The organism is Streptomyces lacaronensis (genome assembly GCF_047337785.1).
Classification (GTDB): domain Bacteria; phylum Actinomycetota; class Actinomycetes; order Streptomycetales; family Streptomycetaceae; genus Streptomyces; species Streptomyces lycopersici.
The window spans coordinates 10,579,932-10,602,923 of sequence record NZ_JBLHDK010000003.1; the positions used below are offsets into that span (position 1 = coordinate 10,579,932).

Genomic DNA, 22,992 nt, shown 5'->3' on the forward strand with positions numbered 1-22,992 from the left:
TCCTGAAGCGTCGGCCCCAACAAATGCGAAGAAGGCAGAGGAAGAGCATATGAGCGCACTTGTGCAGGAGCGCCGCGATGACATCAAGGAAATCGTCTGCGACATCCTTGAAATCGATCCGGAGGAATTGACGGACAGCAGCCTTCTGAAGGAGGACCACGACGCGGACTCCCTGCGGGCCATCGAGATCCTGGCCGCCCTGGAGAAGACGTTCGGAATCTCCATCGACCAGGCGGAGATGTCGCGCATGGTGAATCTCGACGGCATTTACGCGGTCGTCTCCGAGGCGGGCGAAAAGTAAGAGCGGAATGGGACTTCGATCGGCCGGCCGGGAGTTGAGGAGAGAGCGGGATCATGCGGAGTGAGGCCCCTCACCGAGTCGTCGTCACCGGTATGGGAGCGATATCCAGTATCGGCATCGGAACGGCTGACTTCCTCACCGGGCTGCGCTCCGGGCGCAGCGCGGTGCGGCCCATCACGGCGTTCGACACCGAGGGATTCGCCCACGCCATGGGGTGCGAGGTGACGGGCTTCGCCCCCGAGGACCACATCCGCAACGTCCCCCCGCACACGCTGGGCCGGGCGGGCCAGTTCTCGGTGTCGGCCGCCCGGATGGCCGTCGAGGACGCCGGGCTGGACGAGGCGGACCTGCGGGCCCGCCGGGGCCTGACCGCGATCGGCACCACCGACGGCGAGGCCAGGGACATGGACCGGCTGGTCGAGACCGAGGTGTCGAAGGGGCCCGGGGCGATGGACCCGGTGGTGGCCGAACGGGTCACCGCGGGCCGGCTGTCGTCGGCGGTGGCGCGCGAGTTGGGCCTGCGCTCGGTGGAGGCGGTCACACTGCCCACCGCCTGCGCCGCCGGGAACTACGCCATCGGCTACGGGTACGACGCGATCAGCTCCGGGGACGTGGACTACGCGCTGTGCGGCGGCGCCGACGCGCTCTGCCGCAAGACGTTCACCGGCTTCTACCGGATCGGCACCATCGCGCCCGAGAAGTGCCGGCCCTTCGACAAGGACCGCCAGGGAATACTCACCGGCGAGGGCGCCGGCGTTCTGGTCCTGGAGAATCTGGAGTCCGCCCGCGCGCGGGGCGCGCGCATCCACGCCGAAGTGCTCGGGTTCGCCTTGAACTGCGATGCGCATCACCCGGTCGCACCCGATGAGGACAGCGTGGCCGACTGTATGCGGCTCGCGCTGGAGAATGCCGGAGTGGGGCCCGGAGATGTCGATTTCATCTCCGCCCACGGCACCGGGACCCGGGCCAACGACGTGACCGAGGCCGCCGCCGTGCGCCGCGTGTTCGGGGCGGACACGGCCCCGCGCACGATTTCCATGAAATCGATGCTCGGCCACAGCATGGGAGCCGCGAGCGCGCTGGCCTCGATCGGCTGTGTGCTTGCCATCGTCGAAGGGTTCATCCCGCCCACGATCAACCATGTCGAGACCGACCCCGAATGCGGCCTCGACTGTGTGCCCAATGAGGCCGTCGCCGCCAAACCGAGAGTCGTGCAGAACAACGGCCTCGCCTTCGGAGGAAACAACGCTGTGCTGATCTTGGGCAAATACGAGGAGGAACAGACGTGGCACGGGTGAACGACCGCACGCGACGGTCCCGATGAACTGGGCGATAACCGGCACCGGTGCGGTGGCCAGCATCGGACAGGACGCCGACGAGGTCTTCGACGCCCTCTGCGCGGGGCGCACTGGACGCGCCCCGCTGCGCGGCTTCGACAGCCGCGCCTACCGGGCCGCACACGCCTATGAGATCGACGACCGCCCCGCGGACGGCGCCGATGTGCCGTCCCGCGCGACCGCCTGGCTGCTGCGGGCGGTGGCCGAGGCACTGCGCGACGCCGGGCTGGACGAGGATCTCTCCGGGACCCCGGTGATCGTCGGCACCGGACTGCGGGAGCTGCGGTCCGTCGAGCTCAAGTGGTGCGAGGGCGCCGACTTCGACCTCGGCGGACTCCACTTCGGGACCGCGCTCCGCGAGCGCTTCGGGGCCACCTGGACCTACACGATCTCCAACGCGTGTTCGGCCTCCCTGCACGCCCTGGCCATGGGGAGCGACCTGCTCACCGCGGGCACCGCCGAGGCGGTGGTGGTGGCCGGCGTGGACACCATCACCGCGAGCATGTTCGGGCTGCTGGACCGGGTGCAGCTGGACCCCCCGGACCGGGTGCGGCCCTTCGACCAGAACCGCCGGGGCACCCTCATGGGCGACGGCGCCGCGGCCGTGGTGCTCACCCGGGAGGACCACCCCGCGGCCCGCCTGGCCAGGGGCCGGCTCCGGGCCGCGAGCATGAACTGCGACGCCTCCCACCCGACGGCACCCGACCCGGCCGGTATCGCCCAGGCCATCCGGCTGGCGCATGAGCAGGCCGGCATCAAGGCCGACGACGTCGACCTGATCCTGCTGCACGGCACCGGAACCACCCTCAACGACGAGGCGGAGGCCACGGCCCTGTGCGATGTCTTCGGCAGCGGGATCGGCCGGCCGCTGATGACCGCGGTGAAGTCCATGACCGGGCACACCTCGGGCGGATCGGGGCTGCTCGGCCTGATCGTCGCCGCCCGGGCCCTGGCCGCGGGCCGGGTCCCGCCGACCATCGCCCTGGACACCCCGGCCGGGGTCGCCGGGCGGTTCCGCTTCGCGACCGGACCCACCCCGCCGGAGGAGGCGGAGCGGCTGCGGATCGCGCAGGTCGACGCGTTCGGCTTCGGCGGGGTCAACGCGGTCGCCATCGTGGAAGGAGCGGCCGCGTGACATCCGCAACTGATGCCGTCGTGGCAGCGTCCGACGCCGTCGTGCCCGCACCTGACGCCGTCGTGACCGGCGTCGGCCTGGCGCTGCCTGGCGCCCGCCACGCCGCGGACCTGCTGCGCACCACCCGGGAACCCACCGAGCCGGTCGACCCCGGCACCCTGATCGGCCGCCGGGGCCTGCGCTACAAGGACCGGGCCACCCAGCTCGCCCTGTGCGCCGCACAGGACGTCCTGCGCTCATCCGGGCTGCTGCCGGCCGACGGCGAGGGCGGACTCACCGTTCCCGGGGACTCGGTCGGCGTCGCCGTCAGCTCCAACCTCGGCAACCTGGACACCGTCTGCGAGGTGGCCTCGGCCATCGCGGCGGAGACGACCTCGCGCATCAGCCCCATGGCGCTGCCCAACGCGTCGAGCAATGTGATCGCCTCCTCGGTGGCGATGCAGCACGGGCTGCGCGGCCCCAATCTGATGTTCTGCAACGGGCCGACCTCGGGGCTCGACGCGGTGTACTGGGCGGCGGCCCTGGTGTCCGCCGGCCGGTGCGACCGGACGGTCGTCATCGGCGTGGAGACCGCCAACCCCGTGGTGGAAGGGCTGCTCGGCGAGCCGGCGGAGCGACTGCTGGACGGCGCCGTCGCCCTGGTCGTCGAGAGCGGGCCGGCCGCCCGCGCCCGCGGCGCGCGGCCGATGGCCGCCCTGGGGCCGTACACCCGGCAGGGAAGTGTCCGGGCCGTGGTGGAGCGGGTGCTCCCCGAGGGACGCCCCGCCCCCGGTATCTGGTTCACCTCCCAGGAGAAGCCCCCGGCCCTCTCCACGCCCGGCTTCCCCGACGCGCCACGCCATGACCCGACCGGCGTGTTCGGACGGGCCGACGGCGCCCTGGGTGTGCTCCAGTGCGCCGCCGCCGTCGGCCGGTTCGGCTCCCACCCCACCGGAACGGCGCTGATCACCACGGGTGACGACACCGATGACGCGGTCGCGGGCCTGCTGCTGCGCTCCGCGCGGGAGGAACGCCCGTGAGCGTGGACCCCGGGCGGTACGCCACCCCGGTACGCCGGTCCGGCGACGAGGCGGAGCAGCAGCCGGTGATCGTGCGGTGCGCCCGGCGGGCACTGGCCCCCGACCCGCTGCGGGTGCTGTTGCTGCACGGGCTGTGCAGCAACGCCGGTGTCTGGGACCCCTTCCTGCCGCTGGCCGACCCGCGGTGCGAGCTGTGGACCGCCGACCTGCCGTGGCGGGGCACCGGGGTGCACGGCTGGACCGGCCTCCCCGTCGAGACCTGGGCCGATCAGGCGGTGGCCGCCGTACCGGGCGGGCCGGACGTCGTCATCGCGCACTCCTTCGGCACCAGCGCCGCGCTGACCTGGCTGGACCGGTGGGGCACCGGCGGCGCGGACACCCGGGGGCCGGGCGCCGTGGTGCTCGTCTCCCCGCTGTACCGGGCCACGGCCGAGGAGTTCGACTGGAACTCGCTCGCCTACTACGTCAACAACTTCGACCGGATCCTCATCGAGGGCATGCACATGGGGCCCAGCAGGCGTCTCCCCGAGGAGCGCCGGCACACCATCGCCATGAAGATCCGCGATCTGGTCAGCCCCTACGGGTGGTTCCAGTTCTTCGGCACGTATCTGCGGATGCCGCAGATGCGCACCGAACGGATGACGATGCCGTTCCTCCTCGTCAGCGGCGGCGAGGACATGGTGGCCGCCCCCTCCGACGCGGAAGGGCTCGCCAAGTCGCTTCCCGACGCCTCCGTGCACGTCCTGCCGTGCCACGGACACTTCCCGATGGTCACGGCGGCCGAAGAGTTCGCCGACCTCACCAACACGTTCCTGCGGACCCGGCTGCCGGGTCCGCCGTCAGGATCCCCTCACCTCACCATGGAGCACAACCGATGACCACCGACACCGAGCCCGTGCTGGAACCGCTGCTCGCCAAGAGCACGCAGGTGGCCCTGCGGCCCCGGTACGAAGGCTCGAACATCTGCACCTGGATCGGGTTCAAGCACGTCAACTACCTGATCGAGGAAGCGGTTCTCGAGCACTTCCGCAGCGCGGGGATGCCCGCCCGGGCCCTGTTCGAGGACTACGGCCTGGGTCTGGACCTCGTCGGCCTGGACACCCGCATCCTGCACGCCCTGCACATGGACGACCTCGTGGAGACCCGGGTCGAACCGGCGACCAGGGACACCGACGACGTCCTGCGCTTCCGGGTCACACTGACCCTGGAGCGGGGCGGGCAGCGGCTCAAGGCGGCCACCTCCAAGGTCGCGGTCTCCCTGCGGCGCGGCGACTTCCTGCCCCCCGAGGGGGAGCCGCCGGCCGAACTGGCCCGGTTCGTGGTGTCCAGGCTGGGCACCGGGCAGGCGCAGTCACCCCCCGCCGCCGTGCCCGCCGACGACCGCGCGCTCTCCCTCGGCCGGGGCACGGCCGGCGCCGACCCGGTGCTGGACCAGCTCACCGCCGGGGAGAACGCCTTCGGCTGGAAGTGGCGCATCCCGTACCCGTACTGCCACTTCAGCGAGCGCATCCAGATGTCCGGCTATCTGCGCCAGATGGAGGAGGTGGTCGACCTCTTCCTGGCCGACCGCGGCATCTCCATCAAGCAGCTGCTCGAGGACCGCAAGTGGATACCCGTCGTCCCGCACTCCTCCATCCATGTCCTCGACGAGGCGCTGATGGAGGAGGACCTCTACACCGTCTACACGGTCGAGGACGTGTTCAAGGACTTCACCTACACCTCCCGCATGGACTGCTATGTGGTGCGTGACGGCCGGCTCGTGCGGACCGCCACCGGCACCATCACCCATGGCTACGCGGAGATCGAGAGCCGCCACGACTGGTCCCTGGTCACCTTCGACGACCGCGTCCTGCGCGCCCTCGGCGGCGAACCGGCCGCCGGCTGACGGCCGGGGCACGGACGGACGCTGACGGACCGGACGCCGACGGACCCCGGAGACATCTGAAGCCATGAACGAATACCTGCTGATCGAAAGCGGAGGGCCGCCGGCCGGTCCGGGCAGTCACCGGTTCGCCGACGACGCCGCCCAACTGGTGCGGCAGGGCGAGGACGTCGTGCTGTTCCTGGTCGAGAACGGCGTGGCCGGGGCGGTGCGGGGAGCCATGCCCGAACTCGACGCCCTGCTGGGAGACGGCGGCGAGCTGTGGGTGGACGCGTTCTCCCTGCGTCAGCGGGCCGTTGACGCCGAGGATCTGGTGCCCGGCGCCCGACTGGTGGAGATGCGAGACGTGGCGCGGAAGCTGCTGAGTCCCACGGTGCGAATGGTGTGGCACTGACATGGTCTTCGCCGTCCGACACACCGATGTGATGCTGAAACTGCTGGGCGCGCCCCACCAGACCGATCTGGTGACCAGCGCGCTCAGGCTGGCGCAGGCCCTGCTGGACGAGGGCGCCGCCGTACAGGTCTGGGCCTGCGGCGACGCCACCGCGCTCACCTGCGCCGCCTTCGGCGACAGCAAACCCGTCAACATCGCCGAGCGCACGGTGGACCACCCCTCCACCGGCACGGTGATACGGGAACTGCTCACCGCCTACCCCGAGCGCCTGGACTGGTACGTCTGCCGCTTCTGCTGTGCGGAGCGCGGCAGGTCCGAGCAGATCGCCGAGGTGCTCAAGCGCCCGCCGAGCCAGTTCTGGCAGCACGTACGGGCCACCGACAAGGTCGTGGCGATGGGGGTCTGCTGAACCGTGGCCACGAACGACAACACTCTGCTGATCATCGAGCGCGCCCATCGGGGCGCGGTCGAGACCCAGTTCGCCGACACCCTGTTCTTCGTCCGTGAGCTGCACCGGCAGAGCGGAGGCCTCCATGTGGTGCTGCGCGGGCTCGCGGCCTCGTACGCGGTGGACACCACGTACGAGGCGGCCCTGCGCATCGCCGGGCGGACGCTCGACACGCTCCCCGACCCGCGCCGGCTGCTCCGGCGACTCCTCGACGACGGTGCCACCGTGTTCGTGGAGGAGGCCGATCTGACCGCGCTGGGCGCCCGCGCGCGGGAGCGGTTGCTCCCCGGAGTGCGCCGCGTGGCCGGGGCCGAGCTGGTGAGCCGCTGGTCCGACTACGCACGGGTGTGGTTCTTCTGACCCCCGACCGCGCCCACCCTCATCCGCCTCCCGCCCGCGCCCGAAGGAAACAACCGTCCATGGCCTCCACCGACACGGCCGGCAGCCCGGTCATCTCCGCCTGGTCCGCGATCTCCCCGCTCGGGCTGGGCAGCGCCGAGTTCTCCCGGGGGCTGGGCTCCGGCCGCCGGGCCGCGGTCCGGCTGGACCGCGAGGAGTGGCAGGTGCCGTATCAGGAGGCGTGCCTGGTCCCCGGCTTCGACATCCGGGGACTGCTGGGCCGCAAGGGCACCCGTTCGATGGACCGGATCACCGGCCTGGCCGTGGTCGCCCTCGGCTGGCTGCTCGCCGCCGGAGACGCCGGGCGGCTGCCGGGGATCGACGAGGGCACCGGCCTGGTGCTGGGCACCAGCACCGGAAGCGCCCAGAGCATGATGGACTTCACCCGGGACTCCCTGGTGGGGGACCGCCCCTATCTGGTCGACCCGGCGCGCTTCCCCAACACCGTGATGAACTGCGCCGCCGGGCAGTCGGCCATCTGGCACCGCCTCAAGGGCCCCAACACCACGATCGCCGGTGGCAGGGCCACCGGACTGCTGGCCCTGCGGTACGCGCTGCGGCTGCACCGGGCGGGCCGCGCGCGGACCCTGCTGTGCGGCGCGGTCGAGGAGTTCTCGGCGGCCCGCGCCTGGCTCGCCTGGCACGCGAGGGGAGTCACCGGCGACGACGGGCGGCGCGACGCGGTCCTCGGCGAGGGCGCCGCGGTGTGGCTGCTCGAGGACGCCGAGGACGCCCGGACCCACGGCCGGCGCGGTATCGCGGAGGTCATGGGGCTGGAGTTCGGCTTCGCCGAGGACCACTCGGCGGTCCGGCCGGTGCTGGTGGACTGTCTGCGCCGGCTGCTGGACCGGTCGGGCCTCGCCGCGGACGGCATCGACGCCCTCGCCGACACCCAGTTGGCCGGGCCCGACGGCGACGCGGAGCGCGCCGCCGTCGCCGAGGTGCTCGGCACCCGCCTTCCGCCCCGGGTGGCCTGCGCCGATTCCATCGGCGACACGTTCGCGGCCTCCGCCGCCTTCCAGATTGCCGCGGTGCTCGCCCGCGCCGGGTCCGGGGAGGCCGACGCCGGGGCCCGGACCGTCCTGATCACTTCCGCCGAGGCGAACGGCATGGTCGGAGCCGCCCTGCTGAGGCTCGCAGGTTCATGACCCCCGTGCGCCATGTCCGATGGCGAACCGCAACCGATGGCGAACCGCGATTCGATGGCGCACCTCAACCGATGGAGAGGCGAGGCACGATGCCCGACACCCAACCGACCCCCCTCGACCTGGAGGATCTGCGGCGCACCATCGCCGAGGTGTTCTGCGTGGACCCGGGCGAGGTGACCGACGAAACCCGCTTCGTGGAGGATCTGGGCGGCGATTCGCTGCTGGCGCTCGAGGTGATCGTCGCCCTGGAGAAGAGGTACGCCGTGCGGTTCGCGGAGTCGGACGTGCGCGGGCTGACCACGCTGCCACGGACCTACGACGTGCTCGCGGACAAGCTCGGAGCCCGGGGATGAGCCCGGTGTGCACTCCGGTGGCGGGCCGGATCGAGCACGGCACGGCCCCGGACGGGACCACGCGCGTATCGATGACGGTCGGGCCCGAGGAGCCGGTGTTCCCCGGCCACTACCCCGGATTCCCGATCTTCCCCGGCGTCTGCGTCATCGAGTTCCTGCACCGCGGAGCGCTGGCCGCCAGTCCCGAACCGGACCGCGGCTGGGCGCTGTCCGGCATCGAGAGCGCGCGGTTCATGAACCCCGTCCTCCCGGGCGACACGCTCACCGCCGATCTGACCTGGCGCCGTGACGGCGCGGGCGGGCGCTGCTCCGCCTCGGTCACCGGCCCGCGCGGCACCGTCGCCCGGATCGCCCTCCGCTTCGAGGACGAGGGGGCGCGGTGACCGGGATGTCCGCCGGTGTCGCCGAACTCAGGCGACGGCTTCCGCACCGCCACCCGATGCTGCTGCTCGACCGGGTCGTCCACGTGGAGCCCGGCGCGCGGCTCATCGCCCGGAAGGCCGTCACCTGCAACGAGCCCTGGTACGAGCGCCTCGCCGACGACGCGGCCGAACGGGACCACGACTACCCGGCGGTGCTGCTCGTCGAGTCCTGCTGCCAGGCCGCCGGCCTCCTCGCCACCTGGGACGCCCCGGTGCCCGACGCGCGGGGCGATCGCGTGATGCTGTTCGGCGGCATCTCCGGGGTCCGGATCAGCGGGCGGGTGCGCCCGGGCGACGTGGTGGAACACCAGGTGCGGCTGACCCGGAGCTTCGCGGACACGTTGATCTTCGAGGGGCGGAGCACGGTCGGGGACGGGACCGTCATGGAGATCGAACAGCTGGTCATCGCGTTCCGGCCGGGATCCGGGCTGGCCACGGCCACCCCGGCCACGGCGGACCGGGCTTGAGGGGAGGCGGACGACATGACCGGCACCGACGACCGGGTGGCCGTGGTCACCGGTGGTACGCGCGGCATCGGACGGGCCACGGTGCTGCGCCTGGCGCGCGAGGGGTACGACGTGGCCTTCTGCCACGCCTCACCCGATCCGGAGCCCGGCGCACTGCTGGCGAAGGAGGTCGAGGAGCTGGGCCGGCGGGCGATGGCCCTGCGGACCGATGTCTCGGACGCGGACGAGGTGCGCCGGTTCATGGTCGCCGTCCAGGAGGAGTTCGGCCCCATCGACGTCACGGTCACCTCCGCGGGCATCGTCCGCGACAATCCGCTGCTGCTCATGAAGGACGAGGAGTGGCACCAGGTCCTGGACACCAACCTCGACGGCACCTACCACGTGTGCCGCGCGGCCGTCTTCGAGATGATGAAGCGCCGACGGGGCTGCATCGTGAACATCTCCTCGGTCGCCGGAGTGCACGGACACCCCACCCAGACCAATTACTCGGCCTCCAAGGCCGGGATCATCGGGTTCACCAAGGCGCTGGCCAAGGAGGTCGGCAGGTACGGCATCCGCGCCAACGTGGTGGCACCCGGATTCATCGAGACCGACATGACCGCCGCGCTGGCCGACAGCGCCCGCGCGGACGCCGCGAAGAAGATCCCGCTGCAGCGCTTCGGACGCCCCGAAGAGGTCGCGGACATGGTCGCGTACCTGGCCTCGGCCGAGTACGTGACCGGAAGCGTGCTGCAGATCGACGGCGGCATCGTCATCTGAGGAAAGGCCGGCCATGCCCCGGAGGGACCGTACGCCCCGCTTCTACTTCTCCCTGCGCAGCCCGTACTCCTGGCTCGCCTACCGCCAACTGCGCGATGAACACCCGGAGGTGGCCGACGCCATCACCTGGCGGCCCTTCTGGGAGCCGGACGCCCGCAGCCTGCTGATGCTGGAAAAGGCGGGCGGCGGCTTCCCGTACGTCGGCATGTCCCGGGCCAAGCACCTCTACATCCTCCAGGACGTGCGCCGGCTGTGCTCCGAGCGCGGGCTCCAGCCCGCGTGGCCGGTCGACCGGGACCCGGTGTGGGAGGTCCCGCATCTGGCCCATCTCGCCGCGGTGGACGAGGGGAAGGGCCCGGAGTTCGTCGAACGCGTCTACCGGGCCCGCTGGGAGGAGGGCAGGGACATCTGCGCGCCCGCCACCATCGCGGAGGTGGCCGCCGAACTGGGGCTGCCCGAGGACCGCCTGGCGGGCGCCGCGGACGACGACGAACTGCGCGAACGCGGGGTCGAGGCGCTGCTGCGGGTCGACGCGGACGGCGTGTTCGGCGTGCCGTTCTTCATCCACGGCTTCCACAAGTTCTGGGGTGTGGACCGGCTCGCCCCGTTCATCGCGTCGGTGACGGGCGCCGCGCCGGGGCGGCCGGCCACCGGACTGCCCGACGCCGGACCGTCGGACACCGCACCGTCCGCCGCGGCGCCGGGCCGGGGCGGAGACCAGGGGCACGCGGGCGGCTGCGGCTGACCGCGACCCGACGATCGGCGAAGAGGAACCGATGAAGGAACAGAACCTTGGCTCGGCGGCGGCGGTCCACTACTGGGCCCGGACCACCAGGGACACCACCGCCATCGTGTACGAGTCCACCCGGATCAGCTACGGGACGCTGTCCGCCCGGGTGCGATCGCTGGCGGCGGCCCTGTCCGACGGCGGGGTGCGCACGGGCGACCGGATCGCCTTCCTGGGGCGCAACGGCCCGGTGCTGCTGGAGGCGGCGCTGGCCGCGGCCCACCTCGGAGCGGTCTTCGTGCCGCTCAACGTCCGGCTGGCCGGAAGCGAGGTGGCGTACCTCCTCGGCGACTGCCGCCCCCACACCCTCATCGCCGAGGACGCCAACCGGCCCCTGATCGACGGCATCGCGGACACCGTGCCCGTCCAGCGGTTCCTGCTCGCCGGCAGTGGCCCGGCCGCTTCCGGGGCGCACCCTCGCTGGGAACCACTGCCGATGCCGGAGGTGGCGGAGGCTGTGGAGCCGCCGGAAACCGCGGACGCCGCGCCCCCGGTCGCGGTCCGGCCCACCGACCCCGCGGTCATCATGTACACCTCCGGCACCACAGGGCGGCCCAAGGGCGCGGTGCTCACTCACGGAAACCTGTGGTGGAACCACCTCAACACCGCCGCCGTGATCCGCACCCGGCTGGGCGACCCCACCCTGGTGCTCGCGCCCATGTTCCACATCGCCGGGCTCAGTGGCTTCACCCTGGGCTCCCTCTGTCACGGCGGCACCCTGGTGATCCGGCGTTCCTTCTCTCCCGAGCAGTGCCTGGAGGATCTGGTCGAGCACCGGGTGGCCAATCTCATCGCGGTGCCGACGATGTTCGCGGCCATCGCCGCGACGGCCGGTTTCCCGCGCGCCGACCTCTCCGCGCTGCGCGCCGCGATCGTCGGCGGGGCCCCGGTGCCCCCCACTCTGGTCCGCGACTACCTTGCCCATGGCATCCCCCTGCACCAGGCGTGGGGGATGACCGAGACCGCGCCGCTGGCCAGCCATCTGCCGACCGAGCTGGTGGCCGCCCACCCCGACGCGGCCGGATTCCCGCTGCCCCACACCGAGATACGGCTGGTGGATCCGGCCACCGGCGGTGTGGTCACCGAACCGGAGGCGGCCGCGGAGGTCTGCGTCCGGGGGCCCAATGTCTTCGCGGGCTACTGGAACAACCCGGAGGCGACCGGGCGGGTACTGGACGACGCCGGATGGTTCCGGTCCGGGGACATCGGCCGCGTCGACAAGAACGGTCTGCTGTTCATCGTGGACCGGCTCAAGGACGTCATCATCAGCGGCGGGGAGAACATCTACCCCGCCGAACTGGAGCGGCATCTGGCCGAATACCCGGGCGTGCGCGAGGCGGCCGTGGTGGGGGTGGAGCATCCGCGGTGGGGCGAGAGCCCGGTGGCGGTGCTGTGTCAGGAAGGGGACGGCCGGGCCACCCTGGAGGAGATCCGGGCGTTCATCGGGCAACGGCTGGCCCGGTACAAGCTCCCCACGGCCGTTCACCATCTCGACGTACTGCCCCGGAATGGCAGCGGAAAGGTGGACAAAGCAGCCTTGCGCGCACGGGTCATCGATGGCCGGCGGTCATGACACCCCCCTGACGCGCCGCTGGAACCCCACTCTGCCCGAACACGCGTAAAACACCCCTGGCCACGTAGGTGAATCGGCCCGTGTGGCGTGCATGTAAGCAAAGTGAAAGCGCGTGAAAAGTACCGAGACGTAGACTCCTCGGCACGTGCCCGGAGTTGCCTGAGTCCGGGTGTAAGAGATGTTGGCACGGGGGTTCCACATTGATAGGAAATACGGGCGGAGTTCCGCCCTTGGCGGACACGTTGACGATCGATCCGCTGGAAACGGGGACGCGGCGGGCCGCCGCGATCCAGCGGCTGGACACCGAACTTCTGGTAGCAGCCGCCACGGCCTTGGCCGACCAGGCCACAAGTAGTGTGAACGTCACGATTCCCAGCGATCGACGAGGTTTGTCGGAATTCGGTCCGGCGCTCCACGTCATGGCGAGGGCCGTGCGCCCGGAGGTCGAATTCCGGGTTCTCTTCTCCTCTCGCACTTTCGACGTCGAGGTCCTGCACCGGCTGACCATGGAGCGGGAGAACGTCGCTGTCCGAATTGCCGAGAGTCCACTGCAGGGCGTGGCGATGGCCGACTTCCGCGGCGCGTTGCTGTGGTCGCCGATCGCCCTCAAGGACGGAAGTGTGGCGCTTTTCGACAAATCCGCGGAGATCGGCGCACTGGGATCTCTCTTCCTCGGTGCGTGGGGAAGTGCGATACCGCTCGCCGAATTCCTGAAGCGGCGGGAGCTGGTCCGGCACGAGGACCAGCGGCAAGTCCTGGGGCATCTGCGGGACGGGCACACGGACCGGGTCGCGGCGCAGAAGATGGGCATCTCCTACCGCACCTATCGCCGCCGGGTCGCGGAGATCCTGGAGGGGCTGGGTGCGGAGTCCCGCTTCCAGGCCGGGGTACGGGCCAGCGAGCTCGGGCTGCTGTCGCCCCTGGAGGACGCCCAATGACGGCTCTTCCTCTTCCCGCCGCCCCGATTCCCATCGGCTCTCCTCCGCGGCCGCCCGCCTCATCGCTGAGCCGGGGCCCCGGCCCGGCCGAGGACGCCCGGGCGATCGTGCGCGAGGCCGGGCAGCATGTGTCCATCATCCTCGCGTTGCCCCGAGGGACGCAGCGCGAGGTGCTGCGGTCCCTCCTCCCGGTCCTCCTGGACCAGGCGAAACCGGACGTTCGGGTGCGGATCCTGTGCACCCGCCACACCTATGACCGTCATCTGCTGCACACCATCGGCGGCGACGGCGGCGGGCCGGAGGTGAGACTGGCCCGTCTCGATCCGATCGAGGCGGTCATGGCGGACGGCCGTACGGCCCTGGCCAATCCGCGGGCGGAAACCGGCTCGCAGATCTTCACCACCCAGGAGGTGCTGCCCGTCCAGGCGTTGCACACGCTGTTCAACTCCATCTGGAAGAAGTCGGCCCCGCTCTCGGCGCGGCCCGACTTCAGCGACCGCCGCCGCACCCGGCTGGTCGCCGAGATCCTCGGGATGCTGCGCGTCGGAGCCACCGACGAGGTCGCCGCCCGGGCACTGTCCATCTCCGTGCGGACCTACCGCAGACATGTCGCGGACATCATGGAACGGCTCGACGCGCGGTCGCGCTTCGAGGCCGGGCTGCTCGCCGCCGAGCTGGACATGCTTCCGCCTCCGGTGGAGGGACACTGACGGACCGCACCCGGCCGGTACCACCGGCCGGGTGCGCCATGGCCCCGGGCGTTCGGTGACGCGGCGCTCGGTGCCCGCCTCGACGCTCACCCGGACCGGCACGACGCGCACCGCCTCGAAGGCGTAGGCGGGTCCCGCCCGTCGCTCGCGGAAACGGGCCGTGCCGCCCGGATGGCGCGCGGTCCGCCGGGCGTGTCGTGACGCCGGTACGGGGCACTGAGAGACGATGGGCGTTCCCCGGGCGGCCACGGGAGCGGGCGGCCACGGGAGCGGGCGGAAGGGAGGGCCGCATGGGCCAGCGGGGCAGCATCACGGACGTACGACGGCGGATTCCCCGCACCGACGCGGTCCTGGGTGACCCACGCCTGATCGAGGCGGCACACCGGCTGGGATCCGGGGCGGTGAAGGCGGCCGTGCGGCAGGCCCAGGAGCGGGCGCGGGCCGGTGCCGTCGCGCCGGACGAGGTGGCGGACACGGCGGTGGCCCTGCTGCCCCGCACGGCCGGTGGACTGCGGCCGGTCATCAACGCCACCGGGGTGGTGCTGCACACCAACCTCGGCCGGGCGCCGCTGTCGGCGGCGGCCCGGCGGGCGGTGCACGAGGCCGCAGGGCCCACGGACGTCGAGCTGGATCTGCGCACCGGGGTCCGGGCCCGCCGCGGGCGGACCGCGCTGGCCGCGCTGCGCGAGCGGGTGCCGTCGGCCGCCGCCGCACATGTGGTGAACAACGGCGCGGCGGCGCTGGCCCTGGTGGCGACGGCGCTCGCCGCCGGGAAGGAGATCGTCATCAGCCGGGGCGAAATGGTGGAGATCGGGGACGGCTTCCGCCTGCCGGACCTGCTGGTGTCCACCGGAGCCCGGCTGCGCGAGGTGGGAACCACCAACCGCACCTCCGTCGCCGACTACGCCGCCGCGATCGGCCCGGAGACGGCCTTCGTACTGAAGGTGCACCCCTCCAACTTCCGCGTCACGGGCTTCACCCGAGCCGCCGGGACCGGGGAACTGGCGGCCCTCGGCGTTCCGGTGGTCGTCGACATCGGTTCCGGGCTGCTCGCCCCCCACCCTCTGCTGCCCGACGAGCCCGATGCCGAGACCCGGCTCCGGGCCGGAGCGTCCCTGGTCACCGCCAGCGGCGACAAGCTGCTCGGCGGACCGCAGTGCGGACTGCTGCTCGGACAGGAGGAGCTGGTGCGCACCGTGTCCCGGCATCCGCTCGCCCGTGCGCTGCGCGTGGACAAGCTGACGCTGGCCGCGTTGGAGGCGACGCTGACCGGGCCCGAGACCCCGACCGCCGTGGCGCTGGCCGCCGACCCGGCGGGGCTCCGCCACCGTGCCGAGCGGCTCGCCTCCGCCCTGGGCGTCGACGGCATCGATGTGCGGGCCGTCGAGAGCGTCGCGTCGGTGGGCGGTGGCGGCGCGCCCGGGGTGCCGCTGGCCAGCGCCGCGCTGTCGCTGCCCGAGCGGTACGCCGCGGCCCTGCGGACCGGTCCGGTCCCCGTGGTGGGGCGGCTCGAGGCGGGCCGGTGCCTGCTCGACCTGCGCGCGGTACCGCGGGAGGACGACGAGCGGCTGGCCGATGCCGTGCGGTCGGTCAGCGGTCCGGCCGCCATGGATCCGGCCACGGAGAGGTAGGGCCATGCGGGTACTGGCCACCGCCGGGCACGTCGACCACGGCAAGTCGGCGCTGGTACGGGCGCTGACCGGGATGGAGCCCGACCGTTTCGAGGAGGAGCGGCGCCGCGGCCTGACCCTCGACCTCGGGTTCGTCTGGACCCGCCTGGACCCGGACGGAAACCCGGACGGCGAAGGCCCGGAGGGAGACCCGGCTGGAAGCCCGGACGGAGACGGCGGCTCCGGCGGCGAGCACCTCGCCTTCGTGGACGTACCAGGACACGAGCGCTTCGTCGCCACCATGCTGGCCGGTGTCGGGCCCGTGCCCGCCGTTCTGTTCGTGGTCGCCGCGGACCAGGGCTGGCAGCCGCAGTCGCAGGAGCACCTGGAGATCCTGGACGCGCTCGGGGTGCGGCACGCCGTGCTCGCGGTGAGCCGCGGTGACCTGGCCGACCCCGAGCCGGTGCGGGCGGACGCCGTCGAGCGCATGGCGGCCACGTCCCTGGGCACCGTGCCGTCCGTCGCGGTGAGCGCGGTGACCGGCGCGGGGCTTGCCGAACTGCGCCGGGAACTGGCCCGGTTGGGCCGCTCGCTGCCCGTTCCGCCCGCCGGTGCGGACGTACGGCTGTGGCTGGACCGCGCCTTCACCGTGCGCGGTCAGGGCACGGTCGTCACCGGCACCCTGGCGGCGGGCACCCTGCGCGCCGGTGACCGGCTGGTGGCGGGGGACGGCGAAACCGCGCTGCGGGTGCGCGGGCTCCAGTGCCTGCGGGAGGACCGGTCCGAGGTCAGCGGGGTGGCGCGGGTGGCGGTCAATGTGCACGGCGCGCCCGACGGCGTGCTGGGCCGGGGGCAGGTACTGCTGACGCCCGACCGCTGGCTGCTCACCGGCCTGATCGACGTCCGGGTCCGCGGAGTACCGGCGCGGGACCTGCCCCGGACGGTCACCCTGCACATCGGCACCGCCGCCGTGCCCGTGACCATCCGCCCGCTGGGCGAGGACACGGCCAGGCTCACCCTGCCCCGGGAGCTGCCGCTGCGGGTGGGCGACCGGGCGGTCCTGCGGGAACCGGGCGGGCGGCGCCCGCCGTGCGCGGTGACCGTCCTGGACGTACGGCCGCCCCGGCTCACCCGGCGAGGCGCGGCCCGGGCGAGGGCGGCCGAGCTGGCGGACATGACCGGCGCGCCCGACGCCGCGGCGGAACTGCGGCGGCGCGGGCTCGTCCGCCGCTCGGAGCTGGCGGCCATGGGGCTGCCCGCCCCCACCGCGCCGGTGGCCGGGGACTGGCTGGCCGACGCGGCCCACTGGGCCGCGCTGCGGGACCGCCTGGAGGCCGAGGTCGAACGCCATGCGGCGCGCCACCCGCTGGAGCCCGGTCTGCCCCCGGAGGCGGCTCGCCGCCTGCTCGGCCTGCCCGACCGGTCGCTGGTCGACGCCCTCGCCGCGGCCTCGGAGAAGGTGCGCGGCCGTCAGGGGCGGCTGTACGGCGGCGCGGACGTCCGGCCCACCCTGCCGCCACGCGTCCAGGCGGCCGTGGACGACGTACGTCGAGATCTGTTGCGGACACCGTTCCGCGCCCCCGAGGCCGACCGGCTGACCGAACTGGGGCTGACGCGCCGGACGGTCGCCGCCGCCGTCGCGGCGGGCGCGCTGCTGCGGGTCGGCGACGGCATCCTGCTGCTTCCGGGCGCGGACATCCGGGCCGCGGCCGTGCTCCGCGGCCTTCCGCAGCCGTTCACGCTCAGCCAGGCGCGCCGGGCCCTCGACACGACACGCCGGGTGGCCGTACCGCTGCTGGAGTACCTCGACGCCCAGGGGCTCACCGAACGCGTGGACGACCGGCACCGGCGCTGCCGGGCCGGTACGGAGAGCGGAGGCGGACGGGAATCGAACCCGCCTGCCCGAGATCCTCGGGCACCTCGGTTTTGAAGACCGGGAGGGCCACCAGGCACCCACACGCCTCCCTCGCCCGCTCAAGGCTACCCGCCGCCGACCACCGACGACCGAGAGGACCGGCATGACCGCGACCCGCGAAACACCCGTACGGCTCACCCAGTTCGCCCACGGCGGCGGCTGCGCCTGCAAGATTCCGCCCGGTGAACTGGAGGACGTGCTCAGCGGACTGGCCGGGCCGACGCCGGCCGCGAGCGACAGCCCGCTGCTCGTCGGGCTGGCCACCGGCGACGACGCCGCGGTGGTCGCCCTGCCCGCCCCGGCCGGCGGCCCGGCCCAGGCGGTGGTGTCCACCGCGGACTTCTTCACCCCCGTCGTGGACGACCCGTACGACTGGGGGCGCATCGCCGCGGCCAACGCCCTGTCGGACGTGTACGCGATGGGCGGCCGACCGGTGCTCGCCGTCAACCTCCTGGCCTGGCCGCGCGATGTCCTGCCGTTCGACCTGGCCCGCGAGGTGCTGCGCGGCGGGCTCGACATCGCCGCCGAGGCGGGCTGCCACGTGGGCGGTGGGCACAGCGTGGACGATCCCGAGCCCAAGTACGGCATGGCCGTCACCGGCCTCGCCGATCCGGCGCGCCTGCTGCGCAACGACGCGGGACGGCCGGGCATGCCGCTGTCGCTGACCAAGCCCCTCGGCCTGGGGGTGCTGAACAACCGCCACAAGGCCACCGGCGAACGGTTCGAGCAGGCGGTGGCCACGATGGTGGCGCTCAACCGGGACGCGTCGGCCGCGGCCCTGGAGGTCGGTGCCACCTGCGCCACCGACATCACCGGCTTCGGCCTCCTCGGCCATCTGCACAAGCTGGCGCGGGCCTCGGACGTGACCGCGGTGGTCGACACCGCCGCCGTGCCGTACCTCGACGGGGCACGGGAGGCGGTCCGGGACGGGTACGTCAGCGGCGGCACCCGGCGGAACCTGGAGTGGGTGGCGCCGTTCACCGACTTCGGGGACACCGCCACCGGCACCAGGCTGCTCCTGGCCGACGCCCAGACCTCCGGCGGGCTGCTCGTGGCGGGCGAGGTGCCCGGAGCGCCGGTGGTGGGAGAACTGGTCCCGAAGCGGGAGCACTCCCTCGTCCTGAGGTGAGACGTCCTCGGGCGAGACTGTCCTCAGGCGATCTCCGTGGTGGCTCAGAGTTCCGTGCCGGTGTGTTCGTCGATGCCCGCCCGCGTCCGGTACGCCCGCACCAGCTCCACGGCGGCCGGACCCCTCGGCCGGCGGCCCGGCCGGATGTCGACGGCGAACGCCTTCGTCTCCTGGATGTGGGTGTTGGGGTCGAGGGACATGTGCAGCAGCTCGTTCGCCGCGTCTCCCGTGCTGTAGCCGTTCGGCCCCCAGTGGTAGGGCAGGCCGACCTGGTGCAGGGTGCGCCCGTGCACCGTCAGGGGCGCTACGCGCTCGGTGACCAGGACCCGCGCCTCGATCACCCCGCGGGCGCTGACGACCGTCGCCCAGCCGGTGTGCTCGAGGCCGCGTTCGGCGGCGAGTTCGGGGGAGACCTCGCAGAAGAACTCCGGCTGGAGCTCCGCCAGGTAGGGCTGCCAGCGGGACATGCCGCCCGCGGTGTGGTGTTCGGTGAGCCGGTAGGTGGTGGCGACGAACGGGAACACCTCCGAGCCGGGCTCGCCGCCGCCCGGCTGGTAGCGGTTGTCCGGGCGTGACGGCATCAGGTGCCGTACCGGATTGCGCCATTGGGCGTACAGCAGGTTGGGGAAGGGCGAGTCCTGCGGCTCGTAGTGGGTGGGCAAGGGGCCGTCGGTGAGGCCCGACGGCACGTACAGCCACGCCTTGCCGTCGGCCTGCATGATGAACGGGTCCGTCCCCGACAGCGCCGCTCCGGCCGTCGCGTCCGGCGGCGGCCGGTGGGAGGGCGCCTTGTCGGGGACGAAGTCGGGCACGTCATGGCCGGTCCACCGGGCCCGCTCCTCGTCCCACCACACCAGGGCCTTGCGTTCGCTCCACGGCCTGCCGTCCGGGTCGGCCGAGGCCCGGTTGTAGAGGATGCGGCGGTTGGCGGGCCAGGCCCAGCCCCACTCGGCCGCCACCCAGTTCTGCCGTGTCCCGGGCTTGCGGCGGGCGGCCTGGTTGACGCCGTCGGCGTGGACGCCGCAGTAGATCCAGCAGCCGCAGGACGTGGAGCCGTCCCCGGCCAGCTGCTCGTAGGACGAGAGCGGGTGGCCCTCGGCGTCATGGCCGTTGATCTCGGCGAGGACCGCCTCCGCCTCCGGTTCGGCGTGCTCGCCCCTGGTGGGGTAGTCCCAGGTCAGATCGAGCACCGGCCGGTCCATCGGATCGGCCGACCCGGCCAGCTTCGCCCGGATCCTCCGGCCCAGGTGGTACATGAACCACAGATCGCTGCGCGCCTCGCCGGGCGGTTCGACGGCTTGGTGGTGCCACTGCAACAGCCGCTGGGTGTTGGTGAAGCTGCCGTCCTTCTCGGTGTGCGCGGCGGCCGGCAGGAAGAACACCTCGGTGGCGATGTCCTCGGTGCGCAGCTCGCCGGTCTCGATCTCCGGGCCGTCCTTCCACCAGGTGGCGGACTCGATGAGGGAGAAGTCACGGACCACCAGCCAGTCCAGGTTGGCCATGCCCAGCCGCTGCATCTTGGTGTTGGCCGAGCCCACGGCGGGGTTCTCGCCCATCAGGAAGTAGCCCTTGCAGACCCCGTCCACCTGGGCCATGACCGTCTCGTAGGTGGAGTGGGAGCCGGTCAGCCGCGGCAGGTAGTCGAAGCAGAAGTCGTTCTCCGGCCGCGCGGCCTCGCCCCAGTAGGACTTGAGCAGGCTGACCAGGTAGGACCGCATGTTCCCCCAGTAGCCCTTGCGGGCCGCTTCGACCTGCACGAAGGTGTCGAGATCCTGCATCTGGTGGGCGTGCGGCATCGGGATGTAGCCGGGCAGCAGGTTGAACAGGGTGGGGATGTCCGTCGAGCCCTGGATGGAGGCGTGCCCCCGCAGGGCGAGGATGCCGCCGCCGGGCCGGCCGATGTTGCCGAGCAGGCTCTGCAGGACGGAGGCCGCGCGGATGTACTGCACGCCGACCGTGTGCTGGGTCCAGCCGACGGCGTAGGCGAAGGCGGTGGTGCGGTCGCGTCCGGAGTTCTCCGTGACGAGCTCGCACACCTCGCGGAAGAGTTCCTGCGGGACGCCGCAGATCTTCTCCACCATCTCGGGCGTGTAGCGGGCGTAGTGCCGCTTGAGCACCTGGAAGACGCAGCGGGGATGGCTGAGCGTCTCGTCCCGCTCGGGCTCGCCCTCGCCGACCTCGGCGCCACCGGCACCGTGCGCCTCACCGCGCGCGGCCTCCGTCACCGACCGTCCGCCGCCGGTGCGCTTGTCGTACTCCGCGTCGCGCTCACCGGAGGCCGCCTGCACCTCCATGCCCTCGTACTGCCAGCTGCCGTTGTCGTAGGCGCGGGTTTCGGGGTCGAGGCCGGAGAAGACGCCGTCGAGGTCCTCGGTGTCCCGGAAGTCCTCGCGCAGCACGACGGGGCCGTTGGTGTACGCCACCACATAGTCGCGGAAGTACGCGTCGTTCCGCAGGACGTGGTTGATGATCCCGCCGAGGAAGGCGATGTCCGAGCCCGCGCGCAGCGGCACGTGCAGATCGGCGAGCGCGCTGGTGCGGGTGAAGCGCGGGTCGACGTGGATCACCTTCGCGCCACGGGCCTTGGCCTCCATCACCCACTGGAACCCGACCGGATGGCACTCGGCCATGTTCGAGCCCTGGATGACGACGCAGTCGGAGTTCTGGAGGTCCTGCTGGAAGGTGGTCGCGCCGCCGCGGCCGAACGAGGTTCCCAGACCGGGAACGGTGGAGGAGTGTCAAACCCGCGCCTGGTTCTCGATCTGCACGGCGCCCAGGGCGGTGAACAACTTCTTGATCAGGTAGTTCTCTTCGTTGTCGAGCGTGGCCCCGCCCAGACTGGCGAAGCCGAGCGTGCGCCGGGTGCGGGTCTCGTCGACCTCCCACTGCCAGCCCGCCCGGCGCGCCTCGATCACCCGATCGGCGATCATGTCCATGGCCGTGTCGAGGTCCAGGCGCTCCCACGCGGTGCCGTGCGGGCGCCGGTAGAGCACGTGGTGCTCGCGGGCGCCGCCGGTGGTGAGCTGGAGACTGGCCGAGCCCTTGGGGCACAGCCGGCCGCGGGAGACGGGGGAGTCGGGGTCGCCCTCGATCTGGGTGACGCGGCCGTCCTCCACATAGACGTTCTGGCCACACCCCACCGCGCAGTACGGACAGATCGACTTCACCACCCGCTCCGCCGAGGCGGTCCTGGCGGTGGGCCGCGCACCGGCGCTCATGGCGGCGGACCCGCGGCCCAGCGGGTCCGTCCCCGTGAGCTGGCGGTAGACCGGCCAGGAGGCGATCCATGTGCGTACGCCCATGTCGTCTGCCCTTCCGTGCCCTTGCGGTGGCGCTCGGCGCCCTGTCGGGTACCCGGTTTTCCCTCTCCCTCACCCGGGCATTCCTACCGGCGGTGTGCCCGCTCGCGGACCGCTGGGTCTGCCCGTAATGTCCACTTGGCCTCGGTCTGGATAGTACGACGGGAGTGATCGGATGGCTATCGGGAGCGGTGATCCCCATGGCCGCTGACGGCCGCCCGGGTGTCCTCGTCTTCGACGTCAACGAGACACTCACCGACATGACCCCGCTCGCCGCGCGCCTGGAGGACATCGGTCTGCCCGGCCATCTGCTGCCGGTGTGGTTCGCCGGTGTCCTGCGCGACGGCATCGCCCTGTCCCTCGCGGGCGGTCGCGCGACGTTCGCCGAGGTCGCCGGGGACGTCCTGCGCACACTCATCGCCCGGCACGAGCCCGGGGGAGCGGACCCGGCGGCGGCCGTGGACCACGTGCTCAGCGGCCTGCCGGAGCTGCCCGTCCAGCCGGATGTCCCCGAGGGCGTACGGGCGCTGCACGCGGCCGGACACCGCCTGGTCACCCTGACGAACGGCTCGGCGGACACCACGCGTGCGGTACTGGACCGGGCCGGGTGCGCCGACTGCTTCGAGGCCCACCTGGATGTCCAGGGCGCCGGCGGCCAGTGGAAGCCCGCTCCCGCCGCGTACGCGTACGCGCTGCGTGCGGTCGGCGTGCCGGCCGGCGCGGCGACGATGGTGGCGGTGCACCCGTGGGACATCGACGGCGCCGCCCGTGCCGGTCTCTCCACCGTCTGGCTGCGGCGCGCTCCGGTCCCCTACCCGTCGGCGGCGCGGCCCGCCGACCGGCAGGCGACCGGGGTCGCGGATCTGGCCCGGCGCCTGGGAACCGCCCCGCCCGGCTGACCCGCGAAAGGGCGTTGCGGGAGCCGGACAGCGGGTACGGCGGGGAGTGGCGCTCCCCGGGTGCTCGC

The 22,992-nt window shown here is 72.6% G+C and carries 22 protein-coding genes, 1 tRNA gene and 1 pseudogene; 22 read left to right on the forward strand and 2 right to left on the reverse strand.

The features are described 5' to 3' along the window. Window positions 1-49: 49 nt before the first annotated feature. The 20 genes and pseudogenes from ACMTAK_RS45790 to ACMTAK_RS45885 form a co-directional block, all read left to right on the forward strand. Window positions 50-301, forward strand: a complete 252-nt coding sequence (locus ACMTAK_RS45790) for an acyl carrier protein (protein WP_413811620.1) — start codon at window positions 50-52, stop codon at window positions 299-301. Between the two features lie 53 nt (window positions 302-354). Next, window positions 355-1,599: a beta-ketoacyl-[acyl-carrier-protein] synthase family protein gene (locus ACMTAK_RS45795; protein WP_413811621.1), complete on the forward strand. Its 1,245-nt coding sequence runs from the start codon at window positions 355-357 to the stop codon at window positions 1,597-1,599. Window positions 1,600-1,621: 22 nt separating this feature from the next. Next, the gene (locus tag ACMTAK_RS45800) at window positions 1,622-2,773 is read left to right on the forward strand and encodes a beta-ketoacyl synthase N-terminal-like domain-containing protein (RefSeq protein WP_413811622.1); all 1,152 of its coding nucleotides are present in this window, start codon (window positions 1,622-1,624) and stop codon (window positions 2,771-2,773) included. Further along, window positions 2,770-3,792, forward strand: coding sequence for a beta-ketoacyl synthase N-terminal-like domain-containing protein (locus tag ACMTAK_RS45805; RefSeq protein ID WP_413811623.1), 1,023 nt, complete (start codon window positions 2,770-2,772; stop codon window positions 3,790-3,792). The genes ACMTAK_RS45800 and ACMTAK_RS45805 overlap by 4 nt, the downstream gene beginning before the upstream one ends. Next, the gene (locus ACMTAK_RS45810; protein ID WP_413811624.1) at window positions 3,789-4,670 is read left to right on the forward strand and encodes an alpha/beta fold hydrolase; all 882 of its coding nucleotides are present in this window, start codon (window positions 3,789-3,791) and stop codon (window positions 4,668-4,670) included. Before ACMTAK_RS45805 ends, ACMTAK_RS45810 begins: the two co-directional genes overlap by 4 nt. Then, the gene (locus ACMTAK_RS45815) at window positions 4,667-5,677 is read left to right on the forward strand and encodes a thioesterase family protein (protein WP_413811625.1); all 1,011 of its coding nucleotides are present in this window, start codon (window positions 4,667-4,669) and stop codon (window positions 5,675-5,677) included. The genes ACMTAK_RS45810 and ACMTAK_RS45815 overlap by 4 nt, the downstream gene beginning before the upstream one ends. A gap of 64 nt (window positions 5,678-5,741) precedes the next feature. Next, window positions 5,742-6,068: a hypothetical protein gene (locus tag ACMTAK_RS45820; protein ID WP_413811626.1), complete on the forward strand. Its 327-nt coding sequence runs from the start codon at window positions 5,742-5,744 to the stop codon at window positions 6,066-6,068. A gap of 1 nt (window position 6,069) precedes the next feature. Further along, window positions 6,070-6,477 carry a hypothetical protein gene (locus ACMTAK_RS45825; RefSeq protein ID WP_413811627.1) on the forward strand — a complete coding sequence of 136 codons (408 nt, stop codon included), beginning with the start codon at window positions 6,070-6,072 and terminating at the stop codon, window positions 6,475-6,477. Window positions 6,478-6,480: 3 nt separating this feature from the next. Next, window positions 6,481-6,876, forward strand: coding sequence for a hypothetical protein (locus ACMTAK_RS45830; protein WP_413811628.1), 396 nt, complete (start codon window positions 6,481-6,483; stop codon window positions 6,874-6,876). A 59-nt stretch (window positions 6,877-6,935) separates the two neighbouring features. Beyond that, the gene (locus ACMTAK_RS45835; RefSeq protein ID WP_413811629.1) at window positions 6,936-8,063 is read left to right on the forward strand and encodes a beta-ketoacyl synthase N-terminal-like domain-containing protein; all 1,128 of its coding nucleotides are present in this window, start codon (window positions 6,936-6,938) and stop codon (window positions 8,061-8,063) included. 89 nt (window positions 8,064-8,152) lie between these two features. Next, window positions 8,153-8,416, forward strand: coding sequence for an acyl carrier protein (locus ACMTAK_RS45840; protein WP_413811630.1), 264 nt, complete (start codon window positions 8,153-8,155; stop codon window positions 8,414-8,416). Further along, the gene (locus ACMTAK_RS45845; RefSeq protein ID WP_413811631.1) at window positions 8,413-8,799 is read left to right on the forward strand and encodes a 3-hydroxyacyl-ACP dehydratase FabZ family protein; all 387 of its coding nucleotides are present in this window, start codon (window positions 8,413-8,415) and stop codon (window positions 8,797-8,799) included. Before ACMTAK_RS45840 ends, ACMTAK_RS45845 begins: the two co-directional genes overlap by 4 nt. Window positions 8,800-8,804: 5 nt before the next feature. Further along, window positions 8,805-9,305 (forward strand): 3-hydroxyacyl-ACP dehydratase FabZ family protein, encoded by a 501-nt coding sequence (locus ACMTAK_RS45850; protein ID WP_413813198.1) that lies wholly within the window; start codon window positions 8,805-8,807, stop codon window positions 9,303-9,305. A gap of 15 nt (window positions 9,306-9,320) precedes the next feature. Beyond that, a complete protein-coding gene (fabG, locus tag ACMTAK_RS45855) occupies window positions 9,321-10,064 on the forward strand; it encodes a 3-oxoacyl-[acyl-carrier-protein] reductase (protein WP_413811632.1) in 744 nt (247 codons plus the stop codon). Between the two features lie 13 nt (window positions 10,065-10,077). Beyond that, complete coding sequence (locus tag ACMTAK_RS45860) at window positions 10,078-10,809, forward strand: 2-hydroxychromene-2-carboxylate isomerase (RefSeq protein ID WP_413811633.1); 732 nt, start codon at window positions 10,078-10,080, stop codon at window positions 10,807-10,809. A gap of 31 nt (window positions 10,810-10,840) precedes the next feature. Next, window positions 10,841-12,424, forward strand: a complete 1,584-nt coding sequence (locus tag ACMTAK_RS45865) for a class I adenylate-forming enzyme family protein (RefSeq protein WP_413811634.1) — start codon at window positions 10,841-10,843, stop codon at window positions 12,422-12,424. Window positions 12,425-12,654: 230 nt separating this feature from the next. After that, window positions 12,655-13,362 carry a helix-turn-helix transcriptional regulator gene (locus ACMTAK_RS45870; RefSeq protein WP_413811635.1) on the forward strand — a complete coding sequence of 236 codons (708 nt, stop codon included), beginning with the start codon at window positions 12,655-12,657 and terminating at the stop codon, window positions 13,360-13,362. After that, the gene (locus ACMTAK_RS45875) at window positions 13,359-14,072 is read left to right on the forward strand and encodes a helix-turn-helix transcriptional regulator (RefSeq protein ID WP_413811636.1); all 714 of its coding nucleotides are present in this window, start codon (window positions 13,359-13,361) and stop codon (window positions 14,070-14,072) included. The genes ACMTAK_RS45870 and ACMTAK_RS45875 overlap by 4 nt, the downstream gene beginning before the upstream one ends. 290 nt (window positions 14,073-14,362) lie before the next feature. Continuing rightward, window positions 14,363-15,703: an L-seryl-tRNA(Sec) selenium transferase gene (gene selA, locus ACMTAK_RS45880; protein WP_413811637.1), complete on the forward strand. Its 1,341-nt coding sequence runs from the start codon at window positions 14,363-14,365 to the stop codon at window positions 15,701-15,703. A gap of 4 nt (window positions 15,704-15,707) precedes the next feature. Beyond that, window positions 15,708-17,471: pseudogene (locus tag ACMTAK_RS45885) on the forward strand (GTP-binding protein); the annotation flags it as partial. Between the two features lie 83 nt (window positions 17,472-17,554). On the opposite strand, the gene ACMTAK_RS45890 reads toward ACMTAK_RS45885, so the two are convergent. After that, a tRNA-Sec gene (locus ACMTAK_RS45890) sits at window positions 17,555-17,647 on the reverse strand. A 53-nt stretch (window positions 17,648-17,700) separates the two neighbouring features. Here ACMTAK_RS45890 and selD point away from each other — a divergent pair. Next, complete coding sequence (selD, locus tag ACMTAK_RS45895) at window positions 17,701-18,726, forward strand: selenide, water dikinase SelD (protein WP_413811638.1); 1,026 nt, start codon at window positions 17,701-17,703, stop codon at window positions 18,724-18,726. A gap of 44 nt (window positions 18,727-18,770) precedes the next feature. Here selD and fdh read toward each other — a convergent pair whose 3' ends face one another. Next, a complete protein-coding gene (fdh, locus tag ACMTAK_RS45900; protein ID WP_413811639.1) occupies window positions 18,771-22,028 on the reverse strand; it encodes a formate dehydrogenase in 3,258 nt (1,085 codons plus the stop codon). 197 nt (window positions 22,029-22,225) lie between these two features. Between fdh and ACMTAK_RS45905 the strand changes: the two genes are divergently transcribed. Further along, complete coding sequence (locus ACMTAK_RS45905) at window positions 22,226-22,924, forward strand: haloacid dehalogenase type II (protein ID WP_413811640.1); 699 nt, start codon at window positions 22,226-22,228, stop codon at window positions 22,922-22,924. Window positions 22,925-22,992: the final 68 nt, after the last annotated feature.

Excerpts from the sequence above, each read along its gene's own strand:
- ACMTAK_RS45875 (WP_413811636.1), top strand. The coding sequence starts at position 13,359 with ATGACGGCTCTTCCTCTTCCCGCCGCCCCGATTCCCATCGGCTCTCCT.
- ACMTAK_RS45865 (WP_413811634.1), top strand. The coding sequence starts at position 10,841 with ATGAAGGAACAGAACCTTGGCTCGGCGGCGGCGGTCCACTACTGGGCC.
- ACMTAK_RS45800 (WP_413811622.1), top strand. The coding sequence starts at position 1,622 with ATGAACTGGGCGATAACCGGCACCGGTGCGGTGGCCAGCATCGGACAG.
- ACMTAK_RS45825 (WP_413811627.1), top strand. The coding sequence starts at position 6,070 with ATGGTCTTCGCCGTCCGACACACCGATGTGATGCTGAAACTGCTGGGC.
- selA (WP_413811637.1), top strand. The coding sequence starts at position 14,363 with ATGGGCCAGCGGGGCAGCATCACGGACGTACGACGGCGGATTCCCCGC.
- fabG (WP_413811632.1), top strand. The coding sequence starts at position 9,321 with ATGACCGGCACCGACGACCGGGTGGCCGTGGTCACCGGTGGTACGCGC.
- selD (WP_413811638.1), top strand. The coding sequence starts at position 17,701 with ATGACCGCGACCCGCGAAACACCCGTACGGCTCACCCAGTTCGCCCAC.
- ACMTAK_RS45840 (WP_413811630.1), top strand. The coding sequence starts at position 8,153 with ATGCCCGACACCCAACCGACCCCCCTCGACCTGGAGGATCTGCGGCGC.
- ACMTAK_RS45845 (WP_413811631.1), top strand. The coding sequence starts at position 8,413 with ATGAGCCCGGTGTGCACTCCGGTGGCGGGCCGGATCGAGCACGGCACG.
- ACMTAK_RS45820 (WP_413811626.1), top strand. The coding sequence starts at position 5,742 with ATGAACGAATACCTGCTGATCGAAAGCGGAGGGCCGCCGGCCGGTCCG.
- ACMTAK_RS45860 (WP_413811633.1), top strand. The coding sequence starts at position 10,078 with ATGCCCCGGAGGGACCGTACGCCCCGCTTCTACTTCTCCCTGCGCAGC.
- ACMTAK_RS45790 (WP_413811620.1), top strand. The coding sequence starts at position 50 with ATGAGCGCACTTGTGCAGGAGCGCCGCGATGACATCAAGGAAATCGTC.
- ACMTAK_RS45815 (WP_413811625.1), top strand. The coding sequence starts at position 4,667 with ATGACCACCGACACCGAGCCCGTGCTGGAACCGCTGCTCGCCAAGAGC.
- ACMTAK_RS45905 (WP_413811640.1), top strand. The coding sequence starts at position 22,226 with ATGGCCGCTGACGGCCGCCCGGGTGTCCTCGTCTTCGACGTCAACGAG.
- ACMTAK_RS45850 (WP_413813198.1), top strand. The coding sequence starts at position 8,805 with ATGTCCGCCGGTGTCGCCGAACTCAGGCGACGGCTTCCGCACCGCCAC.
- ACMTAK_RS45795 (WP_413811621.1), top strand. The coding sequence starts at position 355 with ATGCGGAGTGAGGCCCCTCACCGAGTCGTCGTCACCGGTATGGGAGCG.
- ACMTAK_RS45835 (WP_413811629.1), top strand. The coding sequence starts at position 6,936 with ATGGCCTCCACCGACACGGCCGGCAGCCCGGTCATCTCCGCCTGGTCC.